Origin of the sequence: Paenibacillus silvae (assembly GCF_014639235.1) — a bacterium.
GTDB classification, from domain to species: domain Bacteria; phylum Bacillota; class Bacilli; order Paenibacillales; family Paenibacillaceae; genus Paenibacillus; species Paenibacillus silvae.
The window spans coordinates 1-17,701 of sequence record NZ_BMFU01000023.1; the positions used below are offsets into that span (position 1 = coordinate 1).

14 protein-coding genes are annotated in these 17,701 nt (G+C 42.7%); 12 read left to right on the plus strand and 2 right to left on the minus strand.

The window, feature by feature from the left end:
* From IEW26_RS29200 to IEW26_RS29230, 7 genes are all read left to right on the plus strand, one after another.
* Positions 1–927 (plus strand): CdiA C-terminal domain-containing protein (locus IEW26_RS29200; RefSeq protein WP_229730098.1); only part of this gene is annotated, 927 nt, incomplete at its 5' end.
* An 18-nt stretch (positions 928–945) separates the two neighbouring features.
* A complete protein-coding gene (locus IEW26_RS29205) occupies positions 946–1,413 on the plus strand; it encodes a hypothetical protein (protein ID WP_188594894.1) in 468 nt (155 codons plus the stop codon).
* A gap of 229 nt (positions 1,414–1,642) precedes the next feature.
* The gene (locus tag IEW26_RS29210) at positions 1,643–2,305 is read left to right on the plus strand and encodes a hypothetical protein (RefSeq protein WP_229730099.1); all 663 of its coding nucleotides are present in this window, start codon (positions 1,643–1,645) and stop codon (positions 2,303–2,305) included.
* 437 nt (positions 2,306–2,742) lie between these two features.
* Positions 2,743–3,483 (plus strand): DUF4183 domain-containing protein, encoded by a 741-nt coding sequence (locus IEW26_RS29215; RefSeq protein WP_229730100.1) that lies wholly within the window; start codon positions 2,743–2,745, stop codon positions 3,481–3,483.
* Positions 3,484–3,564: 81 nt separating this feature from the next.
* Positions 3,565–3,849, plus strand: coding sequence for a DUF4183 domain-containing protein (locus tag IEW26_RS29220; protein WP_188594896.1), 285 nt, complete (start codon positions 3,565–3,567; stop codon positions 3,847–3,849).
* A gap of 253 nt (positions 3,850–4,102) precedes the next feature.
* A complete protein-coding gene (locus tag IEW26_RS29225) occupies positions 4,103–7,240 on the plus strand; it encodes a DEAD/DEAH box helicase (RefSeq protein ID WP_188594897.1) in 3,138 nt (1,045 codons plus the stop codon).
* A gap of 998 nt (positions 7,241–8,238) precedes the next feature.
* Positions 8,239–10,098 (plus strand): DUF2075 domain-containing protein, encoded by a 1,860-nt coding sequence (locus IEW26_RS29230; protein WP_188594898.1) that lies wholly within the window; start codon positions 8,239–8,241, stop codon positions 10,096–10,098.
* A 69-nt stretch (positions 10,099–10,167) separates the two neighbouring features.
* Here the strand turns inward: IEW26_RS29230 and IEW26_RS29235 are convergent, their stop codons facing one another.
* Positions 10,168–10,509 (minus strand): helix-turn-helix domain-containing protein, encoded by a 342-nt coding sequence (locus tag IEW26_RS29235; RefSeq protein ID WP_188594899.1) that lies wholly within the window; start codon positions 10,507–10,509, stop codon positions 10,168–10,170.
* Between the two features lie 140 nt (positions 10,510–10,649).
* On the opposite strand from IEW26_RS29235, the gene IEW26_RS29240 reads away from it, so the two are divergent.
* The 5 genes from IEW26_RS29240 (at position 10,650) to IEW26_RS29260 (ending at position 16,030) form a co-directional block, all read left to right on the plus strand.
* Positions 10,650–11,156: a hypothetical protein gene (locus IEW26_RS29240; RefSeq protein ID WP_188594900.1), complete on the plus strand. Its 507-nt coding sequence runs from the start codon at positions 10,650–10,652 to the stop codon at positions 11,154–11,156.
* Positions 11,157–11,345: 189 nt separating this feature from the next.
* Positions 11,346–12,587 carry a WXG100 family type VII secretion target gene (locus IEW26_RS29245; RefSeq protein WP_188594901.1) on the plus strand — a complete coding sequence of 414 codons (1,242 nt, stop codon included), beginning with the start codon at positions 11,346–11,348 and terminating at the stop codon, positions 12,585–12,587.
* Positions 12,587–13,072: a hypothetical protein gene (locus IEW26_RS29250; protein ID WP_188594902.1), complete on the plus strand. Its 486-nt coding sequence runs from the start codon at positions 12,587–12,589 to the stop codon at positions 13,070–13,072. The genes IEW26_RS29245 and IEW26_RS29250 overlap by 1 nt, the downstream gene beginning before the upstream one ends.
* Positions 13,073–13,263: 191 nt before the next feature.
* Complete coding sequence (locus IEW26_RS29255) at positions 13,264–13,590, plus strand: nucleoside triphosphate pyrophosphohydrolase (RefSeq protein ID WP_188594903.1); 327 nt, start codon at positions 13,264–13,266, stop codon at positions 13,588–13,590.
* Positions 13,574–16,030 (plus strand): DEAD/DEAH box helicase family protein, encoded by a 2,457-nt coding sequence (locus IEW26_RS29260; RefSeq protein ID WP_188594904.1) that lies wholly within the window; start codon positions 13,574–13,576, stop codon positions 16,028–16,030. Before IEW26_RS29255 ends, IEW26_RS29260 begins: the two co-directional genes overlap by 17 nt.
* Positions 16,031–16,453: 423 nt before the next feature.
* On the opposite strand, the gene IEW26_RS29265 is transcribed toward IEW26_RS29260, so the two are convergent.
* Positions 16,454–17,434: a DUF4367 domain-containing protein gene (locus IEW26_RS29265; protein WP_188594905.1), complete on the minus strand. Its 981-nt coding sequence runs from the start codon at positions 17,432–17,434 to the stop codon at positions 16,454–16,456.
* Positions 17,435–17,701: the final 267 nt, after the last annotated feature.

Consider the following 17,701-nt stretch of genomic DNA (forward strand, 5'->3'; position numbering starts at 1 on the left):
TTCATTGCAAATAATTTCAGAACAACAGACAGCACAGGCGAGGTAGCCTTGTACATACCTGACGAGTTGAAACCAAGCTTTTTCACTGGAGCCGTGGACAAAGCCATTGGCGACACCGTTACAGGGTTGGGTGAGATGGCAGAGGCAATCCTCTATCATCCGTTCAGTACGTTAGGTAATCTGGCCTATGATATGACGTTGGGGAAAGTGGTTGATGCTCGACGAGGAATTGCATTTGCATGGGATGCGGCCTGGGGTACAGGAACAGCGAGGTCCGACATCGAGCAGTTTGTAGATGAGCAGAAAAAGCAGCTTAATGAAGATGAGTCGGGGTATTATAAAGGTGCGTTAGTAGGTCAGGCCTTGTCTTATTTCTTCTTTGGCAGAGCCTTGCACTCGAAGGATGACTATGGAGCGGGTGGGGGAGGGAAGAAGGAAAAAGGGAATGAACGCCAGAACAGTGTAAGAGAATTGATTAAACCAAGTGCACCACCCAATCAAGATGCCATACCTAGCGGAACCAGGACCAGAATTCCGAATAATGCAGATAAGGCGACTAAACAATCCTTGGAACTTGAGAATCATGCCGCTGATGTATTGGCTAAAAATGGATATCGGATTGAACAAAACCCAAAAGTTCGAGAAAGTGATGGTATTGACCTTAACAGGGATCCAGATTTTCGAATTGAAGATCGTATATTTGACTGCTATTCACCAACGGAGAGTAAGGGTATCCGAGGTATTTGGAGTGAAGTAGAAGAAAAAGTCGTGGTCAAACAACAAACGAAGAACGTGGTGATTAACCTGTCTAAGTGGGCAGGAGATGACGCTTCTTTAATAAAACAATTTCGCGATTGGGAAATTGAAGGTTTAGAAGAAGTTATCGCAATCAAAAAGGATGGTAAGATTATTTCTGTTTATCCATAAAGTAGAGGAGACAAATCTATGGAATATTCGCTTAAAATAAACGGAAGACAGGATGTCTTAGGAATAAGGAGTCTACTATTAAGTAACAATTTTAAGGTGAGTCATACAAAAAATAAAAACAATGATGAGTTTGAACTGGAAAATGGATTGAAGATAAGTATATATAATAATCATTTTCCGCCCAATCATCCAGCTGCTTCTTACGAAACGATGTTCCAAGAAGAGGATTTCATATATGAACAGACGATATCTTATGAATTAAAAAACAATCAAAACTATGAATTATGTTATAAAACGATGTACGAAATTTCATTTGCAATACTGAAGTCACTTAAAGTGAATGGAGTATTCTATCACACATCTGGAGAAGAAATATTTTTCTATAAGGACGGAAAATATACATTCAACAGAACTTACCTTGAATTACTTCAGAAAAGTTATGGAGAACTTCTTAAACATATTGAATATGAGGTTTTCATGAAATGATAAAGTCGGACTTACGGCATTTCTAGCATATTATGTTCCTGTGAAGGCTGTCGAAGATTATCAGAAAGCAGCTAGTGAAAAAATTATATGAGTGAACGGTGCTATACTGATTCTGGAACGATATAGATGGAATTTTATAATTGAAATGATGAATGACATAGAGGCACTTCTACCATACAAACGTAGAGGTGCTTCTTACTATATAAAATGAGGAGGAGGGACCCATACCTTGATTTTAAAAAAGCGACTTTTTATGATCGGCTGTTGCCTTGCCTTTGTGATCTTACTTGTTCTAGCCTACAGTTTGTACAAAGAAAAAAGAATATATGAACAGTACCTGACCATGAATGTTCGCCAAGATATCGTTGATTTGAAAAGTGCAATTATCCATAATGATCTTATTTTAAACCGTATATTGGAGAATGGGAAAATCATTAACGAGATGGTTGAGGATGGGGAGCAGGCCAGGCAGCTCCAATATAACCTCATAGACATGTCACAGATTATTAATAAGTATAATTTAATGAATCTCAGTTTCAGTCAGGAAACCAGCTGGCTGGTTAAACCTGCACAACCATTCATCAACCATTTGGGGCTGGAGGACATATGGCCAAGTACATTATTCCGAATGCAGATGACGTTCCAGCGGTTGGATCTAATCAATTATCCTGTATCCGCTGATCTCAAAACCAGAATCCAGGAGTATCAACAGTTGAATAATCGGTGGCTGCATATTGTTGGAGATTTCGAATCCAAAGAAATTAACGAAAAAGATTGGCCTCAACTCTTGAGTGATCTGGAGCAAGAAACGCGAGCTTATTTTGAAGAGAAAAAGGTTGATTTTGTAAAGGATGATATCTGGAGAGAGGCGTTGAATCCAAGATATAGATGAAGGAAAAAGAAGCATCTGCAAAGGCAGAGTAATGTATTTCATGGGGTCATAGTCATGAGCACACTCTCCGCATGTGCTCATGACATAGTATAAGGCATATATACCGTGTTTTTTGCCTAAGGAGAGTGACCATCTTGAAGCTTTCAAAGAAAATAAGAAGGAGCCGTAACGTATTAAGAGCGACACGATCCATGGCGGGATGGAGTAAACCAATCTCTAAAAGACGCAGCAAACGGTACAGGATACGTTGTAAAGATTCCAGAAAAAAACGATGCGCCAAGTCAATAAAGCCAACACGAAGACACAGAAGCATCACTGCTAGTCGAAAAGTTATTGTACGACCTGTAAAAATCCCGACTATTCCAGCTTGTCCTGATCGCATAGATCATATCGCCCTGCCAAGACATCAGGAAACCATAGGTGGTGGTCTGATTGAAATGCAGGGACCAGCAGGTCAGCAAGGTGCCCAAGGTATGATAGGGCCTCAAGGTGCCGCAGGCAGACAGGGAATGCCGGGAGCACAAGGTATCATGGGCCCTCAGGGTGTTCCTGGTGAGCAGGGAGCAGCGGGTACACAGGGTCCAGCAGGCCCTCGGGGAGAGCGTGGAGAAGCGGGAAGTTCAGGAGCACAAGGTCCCATGGGTCCTCAGGGTGTACCGGGTGAGCAGGGAGTAGTCGGAGCGCAGGGTCCAGCAGGCCCTCAGGGAGAGCGTGGAGAAGCGGGAAGTCCGGGAGAACAGGGTCCCGTGGGCCCTCAGGGTGTACCGGGTGAGCAGGGAGTAGCTGGTGCGCAAGGTCCCGCAGGCCCTCAGGGAGAAACGGGGCCAACGGGACCTCAAGGTGAGCAGGGTCCTCCGGGAACGGTAACAGGAGTTCAGGTCGTTCCTGCAACGGGACGGTATTTTTATTTTCCAGAGGTTAATCTGGATTTAACAAGCTCGGTTACAATACCTGCTGGAGACTTTGTGGATGATGATAATGGGAGTGTAACCGAATTCGCAGGAATCAGTACGACGAGTTATTATAATCTCTACATTAATGGAATCTTGCAGCCAGGCGGGTCCTATACCTTAACTGCCACTAGTTTGTTTCTTCCTCCTCAGAGTGGTGTATTGCTTGCAGGCACACCGATTATTGTCGAAATTGTTCAGCTAACAGCGATAATTATCAATAGTTAAAATGGTTAAACCTCCTCCTGAATTGGCCTTCACGAGTCTCAAATCTACCACATATACTATGTCAGGTAGGAGGTGAGAAATATGCCACTGGTTACACCATTTCAGAACAGTTTACGATTCGCTGCGACGATCGGTGATGGAACAGGTACAGGGGCAACGTTTGCGATCGCTGCTACGGCGTTTACAGACGATGCGGGCACTGCTGCTACGGCCTTCCCGACTGCGTTTAATTACTACAACCTGTATATTAATGGTCTGATGCAAACAGCAGACACATCCTCGGTTACCGCCACTACAATTACCATCCCCGGCGGGGATGCATTGAACGATGGTACTCCGATTGTTGTACAATTTGTAGTGTCCTGATGATTAGCTAAAGTTGTATAAGAAAGGCATTGTGCGGCTTCTATCTGGGATAGGAGTCGTTTTTTTTACGCTTATGATCTGGAGAGGTGCTTTGAATCAAGAGGGGTGCTCTTTTTTTATACTCAAACAACTAATGAAATTTCTCACGTGCTGGACGATAATAGAGTAGAGACCATATTTACCAATACCAAGCAATATCCATGGAGCACAACTACATATCCACAACCTATTCTAACTCTCGCGAGGTATATTTATGAAACAAGGCATATATGAACAGCTTATCAACACCATCACCAGACAGGAGATTTCGGCGCTGGACCCGGATGTGTATCACATTGGGACCGAGAAGCTGGATGCAGAGGAAGCACGCAAGCTGTTGTCCACGTATTTGGCGGCGGTGACCCGGCGAGCGCTCAAGATTGTACGGGAACAGACGGAAGACAAAATGGCCGTATTAGAGCAGATTCGAACCTGTAATGAGATCATAGCAACTTTAAAGGACACGTTGGGGGAAGAGGAGTATAACGATCTGCAACTGGATGAGCAGGGAGAGGTGCTGACCCATGTGTATTCCAAGCTGAACAGCATTCGTGCGGTTCGCGATACCAAAATCATTCGCCCGGATACACCGATTGCCCAAAGCTCGTTATTCACAGGTGCGAAGTCTGAACCAAGCATGCTGCTGGAGCTGCAAAAAGAGATCGTGACCGCCGACCGGATCGACTGGCTGGTGTCTTTTATCAAATTCAGCGGGCTTCGCCTGCTGCTGGAACAGCTCCAGCAATTCACATCAGGCGGGGGAAAGCTGCGGATCATCACGACCACCTATATGGAAGCAACCGATCTCAAAGCGATTACCGAGCTCAGCAAATTACCGAACACCGAAATCCAGATTTCGTATGATACCAAAGTCACCCGACTGCACGCCAAAACGTACATTTTCCACCGCGATACCGGATTCACCACCGCCTATGTGGGATCTTCCAACCTGTCTAACCCGGCCCTGACCAGTGGCATGGAATGGAATCTCAAGGTGACGGAGAAGGATTCACTCGATGTGCTGCGCAAGATTGAAGCGACATTCGAAAGTTACTGGAATGACCGCGAATTTACGAGATACATACCTGAGGATCAGGAGCATGAGGCACAACTGAGAGCGGCTCTGAATCGCAAAAAGGACCGAACTGGACATTTCCATCTCGACATCCAGCCTTATGATTATCAAAAGGAAGTGCTGGAACAGCTTGAAGCCGAGCGCACGCTGTATGGTCGAATCCGCAACCTGATCGTCGCCGCCACAGGCGTGGGCAAAACGGTCATCTCAGCCTTTGATTACAAACGATTCCGGGCAAGTCATGCGGGAGCCAAGCTGCTTTTTGTCGCCCATCGGGAAGAGATTCTGAAGCAAAGCCGGGACACGTTTCGGTATATTTTGAAGGATATGAACTTTGGCGAGCTGCATGTCGGGAGTCACCGGGCGGAGGCGCTGGAGCATCTGTTTGTCAGCATACAGAGCCTCAATTCCATGAAGCTGACAGAGATCACCAGCCGGGACTATTACGACTACATCATTGTGGATGAATTCCACCATGCTGCTGCTCCTTCCTACCAGAAGCTATTATCTCACTACGAGCCGCAGATTTTGCTAGGACTTACTGCAACGCCTGAACGGATGGATGGCAAAGACATAACCGCTTACTTCGATCATACGATTGCCGCAGAGATTCGTCTGACGGATGCCATCGACCGGAAGCTGCTGAGTCCGTTTCAATACTTTGGTGTCACCGATACCGTTGATCTGTCTCAGGTGAAGTGGTCGCGCAAAGGCTACGATCTGAATGAGCTGGAGAAGCTCTACACCCATAACAAAATTCGTGCCAACCAGATCATGCAAAGTCTGAACAGATATGTCACCGATCTGGATGAGGTGAAAGGGCTTGGTTTCTGCGTAGGGGTGGATCATGCACTGTATATGGCTAAAGTTTTCAACGAAGCCGGTATTCCATCTATGGCTCTGCATGGCGGGTCGAGCGAACAGGAGCGTCATTCTGCAAAAGGAAAACTGGTGAACGGAGAACTACGCATGATCTTTGTTGTTGATCTGTACAATGAGGGTGTGGATATTCCTGAGGTGAATACGATTCTGTTCCTGCGTCCGACTGAAAGTTTAACCGTATTCCTGCAACAGCTCGGCCGTGGATTACGGATGGCGGAGGGCAAAGAGTGCCTGACCGTGCTCGACTTCATCGGACAAGCGCATCAGGAGTACAGATACCAGGATAAATTCCGGGCCCTGATCGGTGTGACCAAGCATTCCATCTCGTACTACGTCGAGAACGGTTTTTCGAACTTGCCTCGGGGCACGTTTATTCAGTTGGAAAAGCAAGCCAAGGATTACGTCATGCGTAATCTGAAGCAGATGAGCCGCAATCGCAGAGCGCTGATCCAGAAGCTGCAAACGTTCCAGCAGGACACCGGATTACCGCTGACTCTGGCCGATTTTGTAGAGCATCACGGGATGACACTGTATGAATTGTATGGCGGGCGTTCGGGCAAAAGGTATTTCCGCGGCCTGATGGCCGAAGCCGGACTAACCGAGCCAGTGGAAGACGAGCAGGAGGAGTACATTCGCAGACTGCCATCCGTGCTGACGATCAACTCTCGCAGCTGGCTGACTTTTCTGATCGACTACATTGAAAAAGGCAAAGAGCCTACCACCGCCGATGAACAGCGCATGTTGGTCATGTTCTATTACACCTTTCACCGGGCTTCACCGGAGAAGCTGGGGCTAAGCGGTATTGAAGAAGGCGTGGCACGAGTGCTGTCCTGTGAAGCATTCCGGGCCGAGCTTGTGGATATTTTTAAATATAATCTGGCGCATCTGCGATTTGTGGATAAAAGTAACTCATTCCCGTACACTTGTCCACTGGATATCCACTGTATGTACTCCATCGACCAAGTACTCGCCGCCTTTGGCTACTGGAATGCCGAGCAATCACCAACCTTCCGCGAAGGCGTGAAATATTTTGCCGATGAACAGACGGATATCTTCTTCATTACATTGAACAAATCGGATAAGGACTTCTCACCCTCCACGCTATACGAGGACTATGCGATTAATGAGCGTTTGTTCCACTGGCAAACTCAGAGCCGGGTATCGGAGCACACCGCTACCGCACAGCGTTATATTCATCATCGAGATACAGGCAACCGAATTGCTCTGTTTGTTCGGGAGTATAAGGAGGAGCATGGCTATACATCTCCATTTGTCTTCCTGGGTGAAGCGGATTACGTGAGTCATGAGGGGAGCAAGCCGATGAGCTTTGTGTGGCGGTTAAGGGAAGAGATGCCCGCGAAGATGGTGGCGGTGGCGAATAAGTGTATTGTTTGATGCAAGATAGGAGATAAATGAAATGAAAAATTACAATATATCATACTTAATTATGGTATTTACTCCTCATATTTTAAATTTTTTAATATTCTTGTTTTCAAAAGATTTAAATATGAAAACTATAGTTATTTGGTCAACAATTATATTACTGAGTTTTCAAATACATGAGAAAATTGCATCTTGGTATGCATATTGTATCTTAATTTCAATTCCACTAGTGCTCATTCATTTATGGACAGTAGAATTCTTTTTTATTTTAAGCACAGTGATAATTTTTTTTGTTTTTGTATATATGCTTGTTACAGTACATTCATTTATAAATAGCAAATTAAATTTAGGTATTAATATCTCAGTCTCCATAATGCTCATATTTACTTTCCTCACTTTTTGTACACTTTTCTTTACCTATTATGCGTTCGTTATACAAACAATTAACTTGTATCCAAGCAATAACTTTTTAGTGTTTTTGTCAAAGTATCTAACTTGGGAAATACTTCAGACTTTCCTAGTAGCTGTCTTTACATTAATAATTGCATTCTACGTAATTGAATCTCTATTTAAACTTGTAAAAACTAGAATATTGAATAGTGAATCACGGTATCAAATTGTATTTATATTTCTTTTCGCTTTATTTGCTTTAATATTTCCTGATATGGTTTTTTCACATCTTTATCTATCATTTGCTGAGACTAGTGAATCGTACGAGTTTCTTGGTTACGCAAATAAATATGATGTAGGAGGTATGATATTTTATTATAAAAAAGCGTTGTACTATACTTTTTGCTTACATTTTTCTGTTCCTATGCCTACAACTGAATTTTATATTAATATGCAGAACTCAATAATGAACAACTCTTATATGAAAATACTTCAATTTCTTCATTTCATCCAAAACAAATTGCTGGAATTGATCTTATTCGCAGCTGGGATAGCAACCCTTACATCTAATGCCTTGAGATTAGGAAAAAATTAAAACTATTTTATTAGGCGGTGACACCATGATCATTTACAGTAGTAATGCATTGGCCTTCAGAGAATCAGTTGATAATAATCAAATTACAGTTCAAATTGAGGAAGCCTATATTAAAGGTATGGGGAAGAAACCAAACAAAGGTGAGGTACGAGCCTGGAATAATTCTATGCAATTTATGGAAAAGATTATTCGTAATTCTAAGGTTGCAGATGATTGCGGCATATTAATTGAATATAATATTCCTTCTACAAGTAAAAGAATTGATTTTATTATTGCAGGTCAGGATGAACAAAAGAATGATAACTTTGTGATTGTGGAGTTAAAACAATGGGATGCAGTCGAGGCTATGGATCGTGAAGATATTGTAAGGGCATTTATTGGAGGTAGAACAAGGGAGACACCTCATCCTTCGTATCAGGCATGGTCATATAAACAATATTTAAGTGATATGAATGAAGCTGTGTATTCCAAGGATATTAATGGATACTCATGTGCATATCTACATAATTACAGATCGGTTCATCCTGATCCGCTCCAATACGATCAATATCAGAATATCATCTGTGAAGCTCCTTTATTTTTAGCTGATGATACATCTAAACTTCAAAATTTCCTTAAAAAGCATGTAGGTCAAGGAAAGGGGGTTAACTTACTTTATTTAATTGAGAATGGTAAGATCCGTCCGTCTAAGAAGCTAATTGACCATATCGATGGATTGTTTCAGGGAAACTCTGATTTTGTATTGCTTGATGAGCAGAAGGTTGCATATGAAGCAATTATGAGTCTCGCCAAGCAAACAGATATAAAACGGACCATCATTGTGCAAGGTGGTCCTGGTACAGGTAAATCAGTAATATCTATGAATGCACTCGGTGGGTTACTTAAAAATAAGCTAAATGTTAAATTCATTGCCCCAAATGCTTCATTTCGAACGGTTATGGTAGAGACTCTGACAAAACGACAAGCTAAAAACAAGACACGTACAAAGATGTTATTTTCGGGATCAAGTCAATTTTACAAAGAACCAGCTAACATGTATGACGTACTTGTTGTTGATGAAGCACACCGATTGAAGGGCAAAGGAGCATATCAATATTTTGGAGAGAGTCAGATCGAAGATATCATTAAGGCATCTAAAGTGAATGTGTTTTTCATAGATGATTTTCAACGTATCCGACCTGAAGATATTGGTTCTATTGCAGAGATTAAACGTTTAGCTGCATTATATAATTCGGAAGTGCATGAATACTCACTAGCAGCCCAGTTTCGTTGCTCTGGGGCAGAAGGTTTTTTAAATTGGGTTGATGACGCATTACAGATTCGTCCTACTGCTAATTTCGATGGATGGGATCAAAATTCTTTTGAATTTATATTAATGAACACACCAAACGAAGTATACCATCTAATCAAAATTAAAAATGAACAGGGATACAAGGCAAGAATGCTAGCTGGGTTTGCTTGGAATTGGACTGCTGATAAGGATGGTAATCACAATGGCGAAATTCCTGATGTGAACATTGAAGAACATCAATTTGCTATGCCTTGGAATGCTCGTTCCATATCAAGCACGTGGGCTATAGATGAAAGTGGTGTAGATCAGATTGGATGTGTTCATACGTCTCAAGGTCTAGAGTTTGATTATGTAGGCGTAATCATAGGAAATGATCTGAAATTTGATTCAAATAAGATGGAACTTTATTCGGATTATGATGAGTACAAGGATAGAATGGGGAAAAAAGGACTTAAATTCAAAAATGAGGAGTTAACTAAGCTAGTTAAAAATATTTATAAAATATTGATGTCTCGGGGGATGAAGGGGTGTTATGTTTATTGTCGGGATAAAGAATTGATGAGTTACTTACAAAGTAGAAGTAAGATAAAATGAATTTTTGATTGCACGTAGTGAAGAAACCCTATCATTTCAACAAAAATGGAGAGATAGGGTTGTTGTTTTTTACATCAATATTCCTTTTACAACATTTTTGGCTGTCCGTATATGTTCTGAATTAGAGTCTCTTAGCAGTTGTACAATTTCCTTAATTTGTTTCTCATCTTCAGTTACTTCAAACTCTTCATCAACATACGCAAATAATTGTATCAAATTAACTTCAAGGGACTCAGCGATCTTCGCCAAGTTCACCAAAGAGACGTTCTTTTCACCACGTTCAATCTGACCTATGTATGAAAAATGAAATCCACCTTTTTCTCCAAGGGATTCTTGTGAATACCCTTTTTCTTTGCGTAGTGCACGAATTCTGGCTCCGACCAATTTTAAAACTTCTCTGTCCTCGTTCATGGTATTTCACCTCTATGTTCAAAAGTGTAGACAAGTTTCCTAAAGGTAAACACCAAACGAAGAATACAAAATAAATAATTGATTACTATAAGTATTATTTTGTTGTATAATACTGGTATTAACTCGCTGGAGGGATGACAATGGCAAGAAATCGGTCTTTTACCGAAGCGCCTTGTAATCACCAAGTAGATTTTACTCCTCGTTTTCAAGAAGGTAATAACTCTAAGCAATCTGTATTCAGACATAATCTAGATGAATATAGACTCCGTAATACAATCATGGGCTATCACCAACATTCGAAATATCACATCAAACTTGCCAGCATCATGCAAAGTCACAATCAGTTTCAAGCTTGCCTCATACTCTGCGATTGGGCACTTGCCTCGATGATTAAGGCATTATATATCCAAAAGTATCGTGCAGTACATTCACCGAAGGAGCTTACTATGAATGAGATTTTACCTTTGGTGCATACAGATACTGTACCTGGATTGGACATTGCTTTGTTCATTGGTACGATTCAACATATGTCCTGCATGGGGGAGTTTAACCAGGATCGGACTCTAAAGGAAAACAACATCAAAAAGCTTCTTCAACGAACAGAAGAAATATTGAAGGAGTTAGAGGATCGGTTGAAGCATAACTAACAGAGCTAAAATAATCTATTGATTCAATGTGTGTATAAATTGCTCAGTTTTTTTGAACATAGGACTCTAAGAGCACAGGGGATTAAAGAACACTTTTGATAATAAGGGAAAATCAGGATATTGGACGGATGTATATATCACGTACTTCTGCTAACATAGTAAAATCTTATTTACTTCGGAGAGAAATCTATGAGTACAATTAAAGTAACACCAGAGCAACTACTACATGTATCTAAACAGATTGAGCAGGGGAGACAACAGCTGGAATCGATACGGAATGACCTGACTGCAAGAATCGGCTTCATCGAGTCTCAGTGGGCAGGAGCCACACAGGAGCGGTTCTTCTATGATTTTCAGCAATCTCGTCCTGTACTGAATCGTGCACTGGAGAGTATGGTGAAGTCCTCTCAGGAACTAGTGGCTATTGCCGAGAGGTTCCAACAGGTGGATCAGGAACAGGTGAGCTTGGGTGCCGTTATTGGGCAGAATGCTGCTGGCAGCATAATGAATCAGGATACAGCTAACCGGGAAGAGAAACAAAGAATGGTATACAATCCTTTGTTTGGTGTCGTTATGCCTGCCAGTGAAGCTGAGGATGGGATGCCAGGACAGAAGGAATTAAGGAAATACTTTAATAATGGTGGTTCATTAGAGGAAATGAGAGCAGGGCCGAAGCAACCCGAGTCTGGTGGGGGAGATATATATGATGAACAAATTAAGGCATTTGAAGAAGGTTACCATCCCATTACCGGAGTATCTGTACCTGCATGGCAAGCTGGAATTTCTATCGCAAGTTTACAACTCGGTAAGATCGCGATGGCTTTTACGGGGATGTATAATAAGGGCTACAAGGTTCCGAAAAATGGATTGAAATTATCAAAAGACATGGGAGCAAAGCCCGGTCATATTCCGAACAATCCATTGCATGATAACCCAATACTCAGCAAAACGAATAAAGGATTAGAAGTACAATTCACTAACAATGCTGGCAACAGGATTTTTTGGATAGAGCAGAACCCTAAAAATATACCTCATGCAATAGATGCTGCAAAAAATAGCCGTGATACAGGTAAAGTTGTCGAGGGGAAAGTCGGTGAATTTGTAGAGAGTCATGTTGGAGTAACTGGATTTGGAGTGGAAGTTAAAAATGTGGATAATAAATTAAGAGTTACGGATCTGGATGTTGTTACGAACTCACAAATTATTGAAGTGAAAAAATCAGCGGGAGCAGTGAAAACAGACCAAATCGATAGACTCGTGGATATAAATCATAAAGAGTTTTTTAATCATAACAAGAAGGAAGTTATTTTATATATCGACACACCGTTAGAAAATACGGGTCGAATTGCATCTGAGAAAATCGATTATGTAAAAAGTAAGGGTGTTAAAGTGGTTAACTCGTTGGATGAATTAAGGGAGGTACTGAAATAATGGCATCGGCTTTTGTATTGGTAGAAGAAAACAGTAATATACCCATAGATCGTTTGATGAGAGATATACAGCAAGCCTGTATAGAGGCAAAATTACATTTAATATATGGAATTCAAGATTTAGATTCGGAACAGAACATGAAACATTGTGCCTTAGGTATTTCACTTTCGAACCAACAAGAGTCAGGACTTGGCAAGGTAAATAATACGATCAGAGTCGATGTGTACGATGAACCTGCTCTGCATCAATACAGAGAATTGGAGTGGATAGATGATGGGAGAATATATTTTAACACGCTTATTATAGATGAAGTTCATCAAAATGAAGAGGTTACCCTAACCTTTCTGTATTATTTTCTTGCGAGGTACCCGCAGATGATGGTTTGGATAGAGGAAGATTGGGTTTACACAATGTCTGATCTGGCGAAAGCTTGGAAAACTTCAAATATGTCTGATTGGTGTTACATGAACCCGAATTCCCTATAGGTAGCACGAAATTCCGTATAAGCCCAACTCACTCCTTAAAGAGTAGCTATGGGCTTTTTGTATCCCTCTTTTTGCTCCCGCCACTTTACAAAAACCACCTCTCTTCATCCATGGCAAATGGTATAATGGCAAAAAGGGACATTCTGGCGTGAAGCTGGAGAGCTTCCAGAGCAGAGAGGATGATAAACCACATGCCTACATACAACAAATTAGTGCGGGACAAGATTCCGCATATTATCACATCCAGCCGCAAGGAGTGTCGGACGCGCATTCTGGACCCGGAGGAATACAAGGAAGAGTTAAGAACAAAGCTGAGCGAAGAATCGGAAGAATACATGAGTGCAGGAAGCGATCAGGAAGCGCTGGAGGAACTGGCGGATATGCTCGAAGTGATCCGGGCGCTGGCAGAGGTTCATGGTGCCAATGCGGCGCAGCTGGATAAGCTGCGTGCAGATAAAGCCGAGGCGCGTGGAGGATTCCAGGAGAGAGTGTATCTGATCGATGTCAACGAAGCTTAATGTAAAACTCATTACCGACAATCTGGCCGATGAACTTATTACCCGGATGCAGCATGCGTCCGGGATTTATATTATGACGTCCTTTATGATGCAATCTGGAGTCAAGCTGCTTGCCCCACATCTCAAGCGGGCGGCAGAACGTGGAGCAGAGGTGCGTATGCTCGCAGGAGACTATTTGTACATCACACAGCCTGAAGGATTGCGGGCGCTCTGTGAGGTTGATCCACGAATTGAAGCAAGGCTGTGGCGAAGCATGGGTACTTCTTTTCACCCTAAAGCATATCTGTTTGATCATGAACATGGAGAAGGCATGTTGATTGTCGGCTCTTCGAATTTCTCATTCACGGCGCTCAAGACGGGGTATGAATGGAATTTGGCAATGAATGCGGAGGCAGAGCCGTATACGTTTCAGTCGGCTTTGGAGAAGTTCATGCAGAGCTTCTATCACGAGACAACCTTGCCAGTGAACCCGGATTCCATCGCACTGTATGAAGAAGAGTATCGACAGTATCACCAGAAGAACCCGGAGATGATCCAGCGGATCACTGAAATGGAGGAAGCAGAGTTTGGTACAAGGCTGCCAGAGGAGGAGACTGAACACGAGCCTGCTGTCTTGCCTCATTTGCCTATTCAGCCACGATTTGCCCAATTAGATGTACTCGAAGCATTGAATGCAACGATGGAGGAGCAGTACGAAAAAGCCATGGTGGTTATGGCGACTGGACTTGGCAAAACGTATTTGGCGGGCTTTTTCGCCCAAAGGTTTGAGCGAATTTTGTTTATAGCGCATCGGGAAGAGATCCTGAATCAGGCGAAAAAGTCGTTTCAGCAGATCATGCCTGAACGTAGTCATGGGATATTTAACGGAAAACAAAAGGATGGAGAGGCAGACTGTGTGTACGCTTCGATCTATACACTGAGTTTGCAACGACACCGGGATGTGTTTGCGGCTAATGCCTTTGATCTGATCGTGGTGGATGAGTTCCATCATGCGGCGGCAAAGACGTATATGAAGGTCATTGAATACTTCCGTCCGCAGTTTTTGCTGGGTATTACAGCAACCCCGGATCGACTGGATGGTAAGGATGTATATGCACTGTGTGACGGGAACGTCGCGTACCAGATGCATTTTATTGAAGTGATTCGGCGCGGATGGCTGGCGCCTTTTCAATACTATGGCGTATTCGACGATACGGACTATTCGCAGATTCGCTGGCTCGGTACCAAATATGATGAAGAACAGCTCATGTCTGTTCAACTGCAAGAGGAGCATGTGGAAACGATCTATGCGGCCTGGATACGGCACAAGCAGACAAGAACCATCTGTTTCTGCTCATCCATTCGTCAAGCGGACTACCTGGCTGCGTATTTCCGAAGTCAGGGAGTGAAGGTGCTTAGCCTGCATTCGCGTACATCGGAGATGTCGCGAGAGGAAGCCATCCGGCAGCTTGGCGCGGGTGAACTGGAAGTTGTGCTGACCGTAGATTTGTTTAACGAAGGGACGGATATTCCGAGTGTAGATACGTTGCTTTTTGTACGTCCCACCGAGTCACTTACGGTATTCACCCAGCAGGTGGGGCGAGGTTTGAGGTTGTCAGAAGGAAAGTCTCATTGCGTTATCATCGACCTGATCGGGAATTACCGCAATGCGGATGTGAAGCTTAGCCTGTTTGATGTACGCAGGAATGAGGAACGTAGTGGAAAAGCACTGGACTCGGCTATACCGGAAGTTCCAGACAACTGCGGCATTCATCTGGAGACCCGAGTGGTGAACTTGCTTCAGGAGCTAAGCCGCAAACGAATGCCGCGCCGCGAAAAGCTGCTTCAGGATTTTCTGGATGTCAAACGCGAGCTGGGACGTATCCCGACCTATCTGGAGCTTCATCTTATGGGGCAGTCGAAGAGTATCGGATACCGAAGCGAATTTGGCTCATATGTCGGTTTCCTGTACTGGACAGAGTTGTTATCTCCTGTGGAGGGAGATATCTATGTTCGGCACGAAGCATGGCTGCGAGATATAGAAAAGACGATCATGAACAAAAGCTACAAAATGATTGTGCTGCTTTATATGCTGGATCGAGGCGAAGCCCACTGGATGGACCCGGTCACACCGGGAGAGATGGCTGAATTTTTCTATCGATATCTTACAGAGAAGGAGTATCGGAAACGAAAGGACTTTTCAGATAAAGGTAAGGCTGCGCTAACAGAATGGAATGAGAAGACGGCAAACGAGATGCAGAAGCTGATTATCGACATGCCCATGTCCAAGTGGAGTGGGGCAAAGAACAGTATGACCCGATTCGAAGATGGCGTGTTTTCACTGAATGTAGAAGTGCAGAATACGGAAGAACGGGCAGTGTTATATCGTTGGACACGGGAAGTATGTTTGTATCGGTTACATTCATATTTCGAGAAAGGCAATCCTTTATCTATAGTTTAATTGAAGATGTTAAATAAGATATGAGCGGCAACGAAGCTGATTCAATATGGGCTTTGTTGTTGCTTATATTTTTGTGGTGATTAGTTTCTGAACTCATAGATAGCCAGAATGATAATTGCAATTAGTGCTATAAGAAAGAAAATAAAAAGGGAAGTTAAAAGTCCATAACCTAGTATAGAGGCTAACTTTGTGATTGTTTTTTTCATAGATAACGACCTTTCTATATAAATAAGCAACAAAACTAACATTGTTTCTTATAAGTGTATAACACCGTAAGAAGAGTTTAGTTTGCCATTTTTATAACGATCTCGGTTGTATTCTTACTTTGAACGGGATGAAGCGGTAAATATAAAATAAAAAAAGCTTATCCCGCACACGAAGTGGATAAGCTTTTTTCTCATGTGTATCTTTGAGCAGAAAACATTATTTTTTTGCTGTCGGAATCAGCGTTTTTGCAATGCGAAGCAGCTCTTCATTGGAGATGTTACCTTTAGCTGTTCTCAGGGTGTAGTGATAAGCATATTTGGTTTTTGGGTCTTCATACACCCATATGAACTCGGAAGGTCCGCTGCCATAAGTTCGCTGGATGACATCCTGTCCGTTAATTTTAATCTTATGACTGGTGACTTTAATGCTATCTTGATATGAAGCCGAGACTGTACCCGTGTCCTGACTGTTCAGAATGTCCAGCGAAACTTCTTTTTTGCCGTTGGTGTAAGTCAGGGTGGTGAGCCAGAACTCGTCTGTAAAAGGAACGGGCATGAGTGCGTAGTCTTTTCCTGAAGCCTGTGCTTCCAGAAGAAGCTTGTTAGTGATGTCTGCCTTTTCCGTCTCGGAGAGCTTGTCGAGGTCCATTCCATGCTCCATATGCACGCTTGCTTTTTGGAATGTATATTTTTCTTTTCCTTTGCCAGCAATCTCTTTAGCTAGAGGTCTGCCTGGAATGTTAACCATCTTTTGCATGGTGGTAAAATTTTTAATAATATGCGAATTCGCCTTGAGGTAGAGCTCCTGGTTCGGATTGTTGGGCACGATGTAGATGATCGCTGCTTCACCTGGTTTGATCTGATTGACCCAGATGTTATTCATGAGACTAATTCTTTTGTCGTCATCCTCGGTACGATTAGATTCTGCGTGGGTCATTGGCTGTTCTTGAAAAAGTACATCCCCGTTGTCGTTGGTCAGAGACTGGTATTTCACGGCAGCAAATCCGGTTGAGGCGGTTAACAATAAACCTAGAGTAAGTAGAAAACTGATTTTGTATTTCACAAAAAATCGCTCCTTTGGTTTTATTTTTTCTTCAAGGTGAATCTGGTTCATAATCCGGTGATACAAGGCATTACCGACGGGTTCAACTTTCTGAAAGCGAAATTTCAGACCCTGCCCGGGATCGAAGTGCTCCAATCATTCCCCTCCCTTCTTACACTGGATATAACGGAAGGGAGGGGTTATAGTGTGACAAACGGTTAAATAAATTATGTAATTTATAGCTTTTATTTCAATTCGTTGGCGTGTTAGCTATGGGTTGTTTCCGATGAGAAGTATGCGCAAGAATATTTACTATACTGCTGCAGAGATAGAGATAGAGGTAGGAATATATGATCAAAATAAAAAAGGCTTATCTTGCTTCATTCTGTTGAAGTGGATAAGCCTTTATTTTTTCCTATTGGC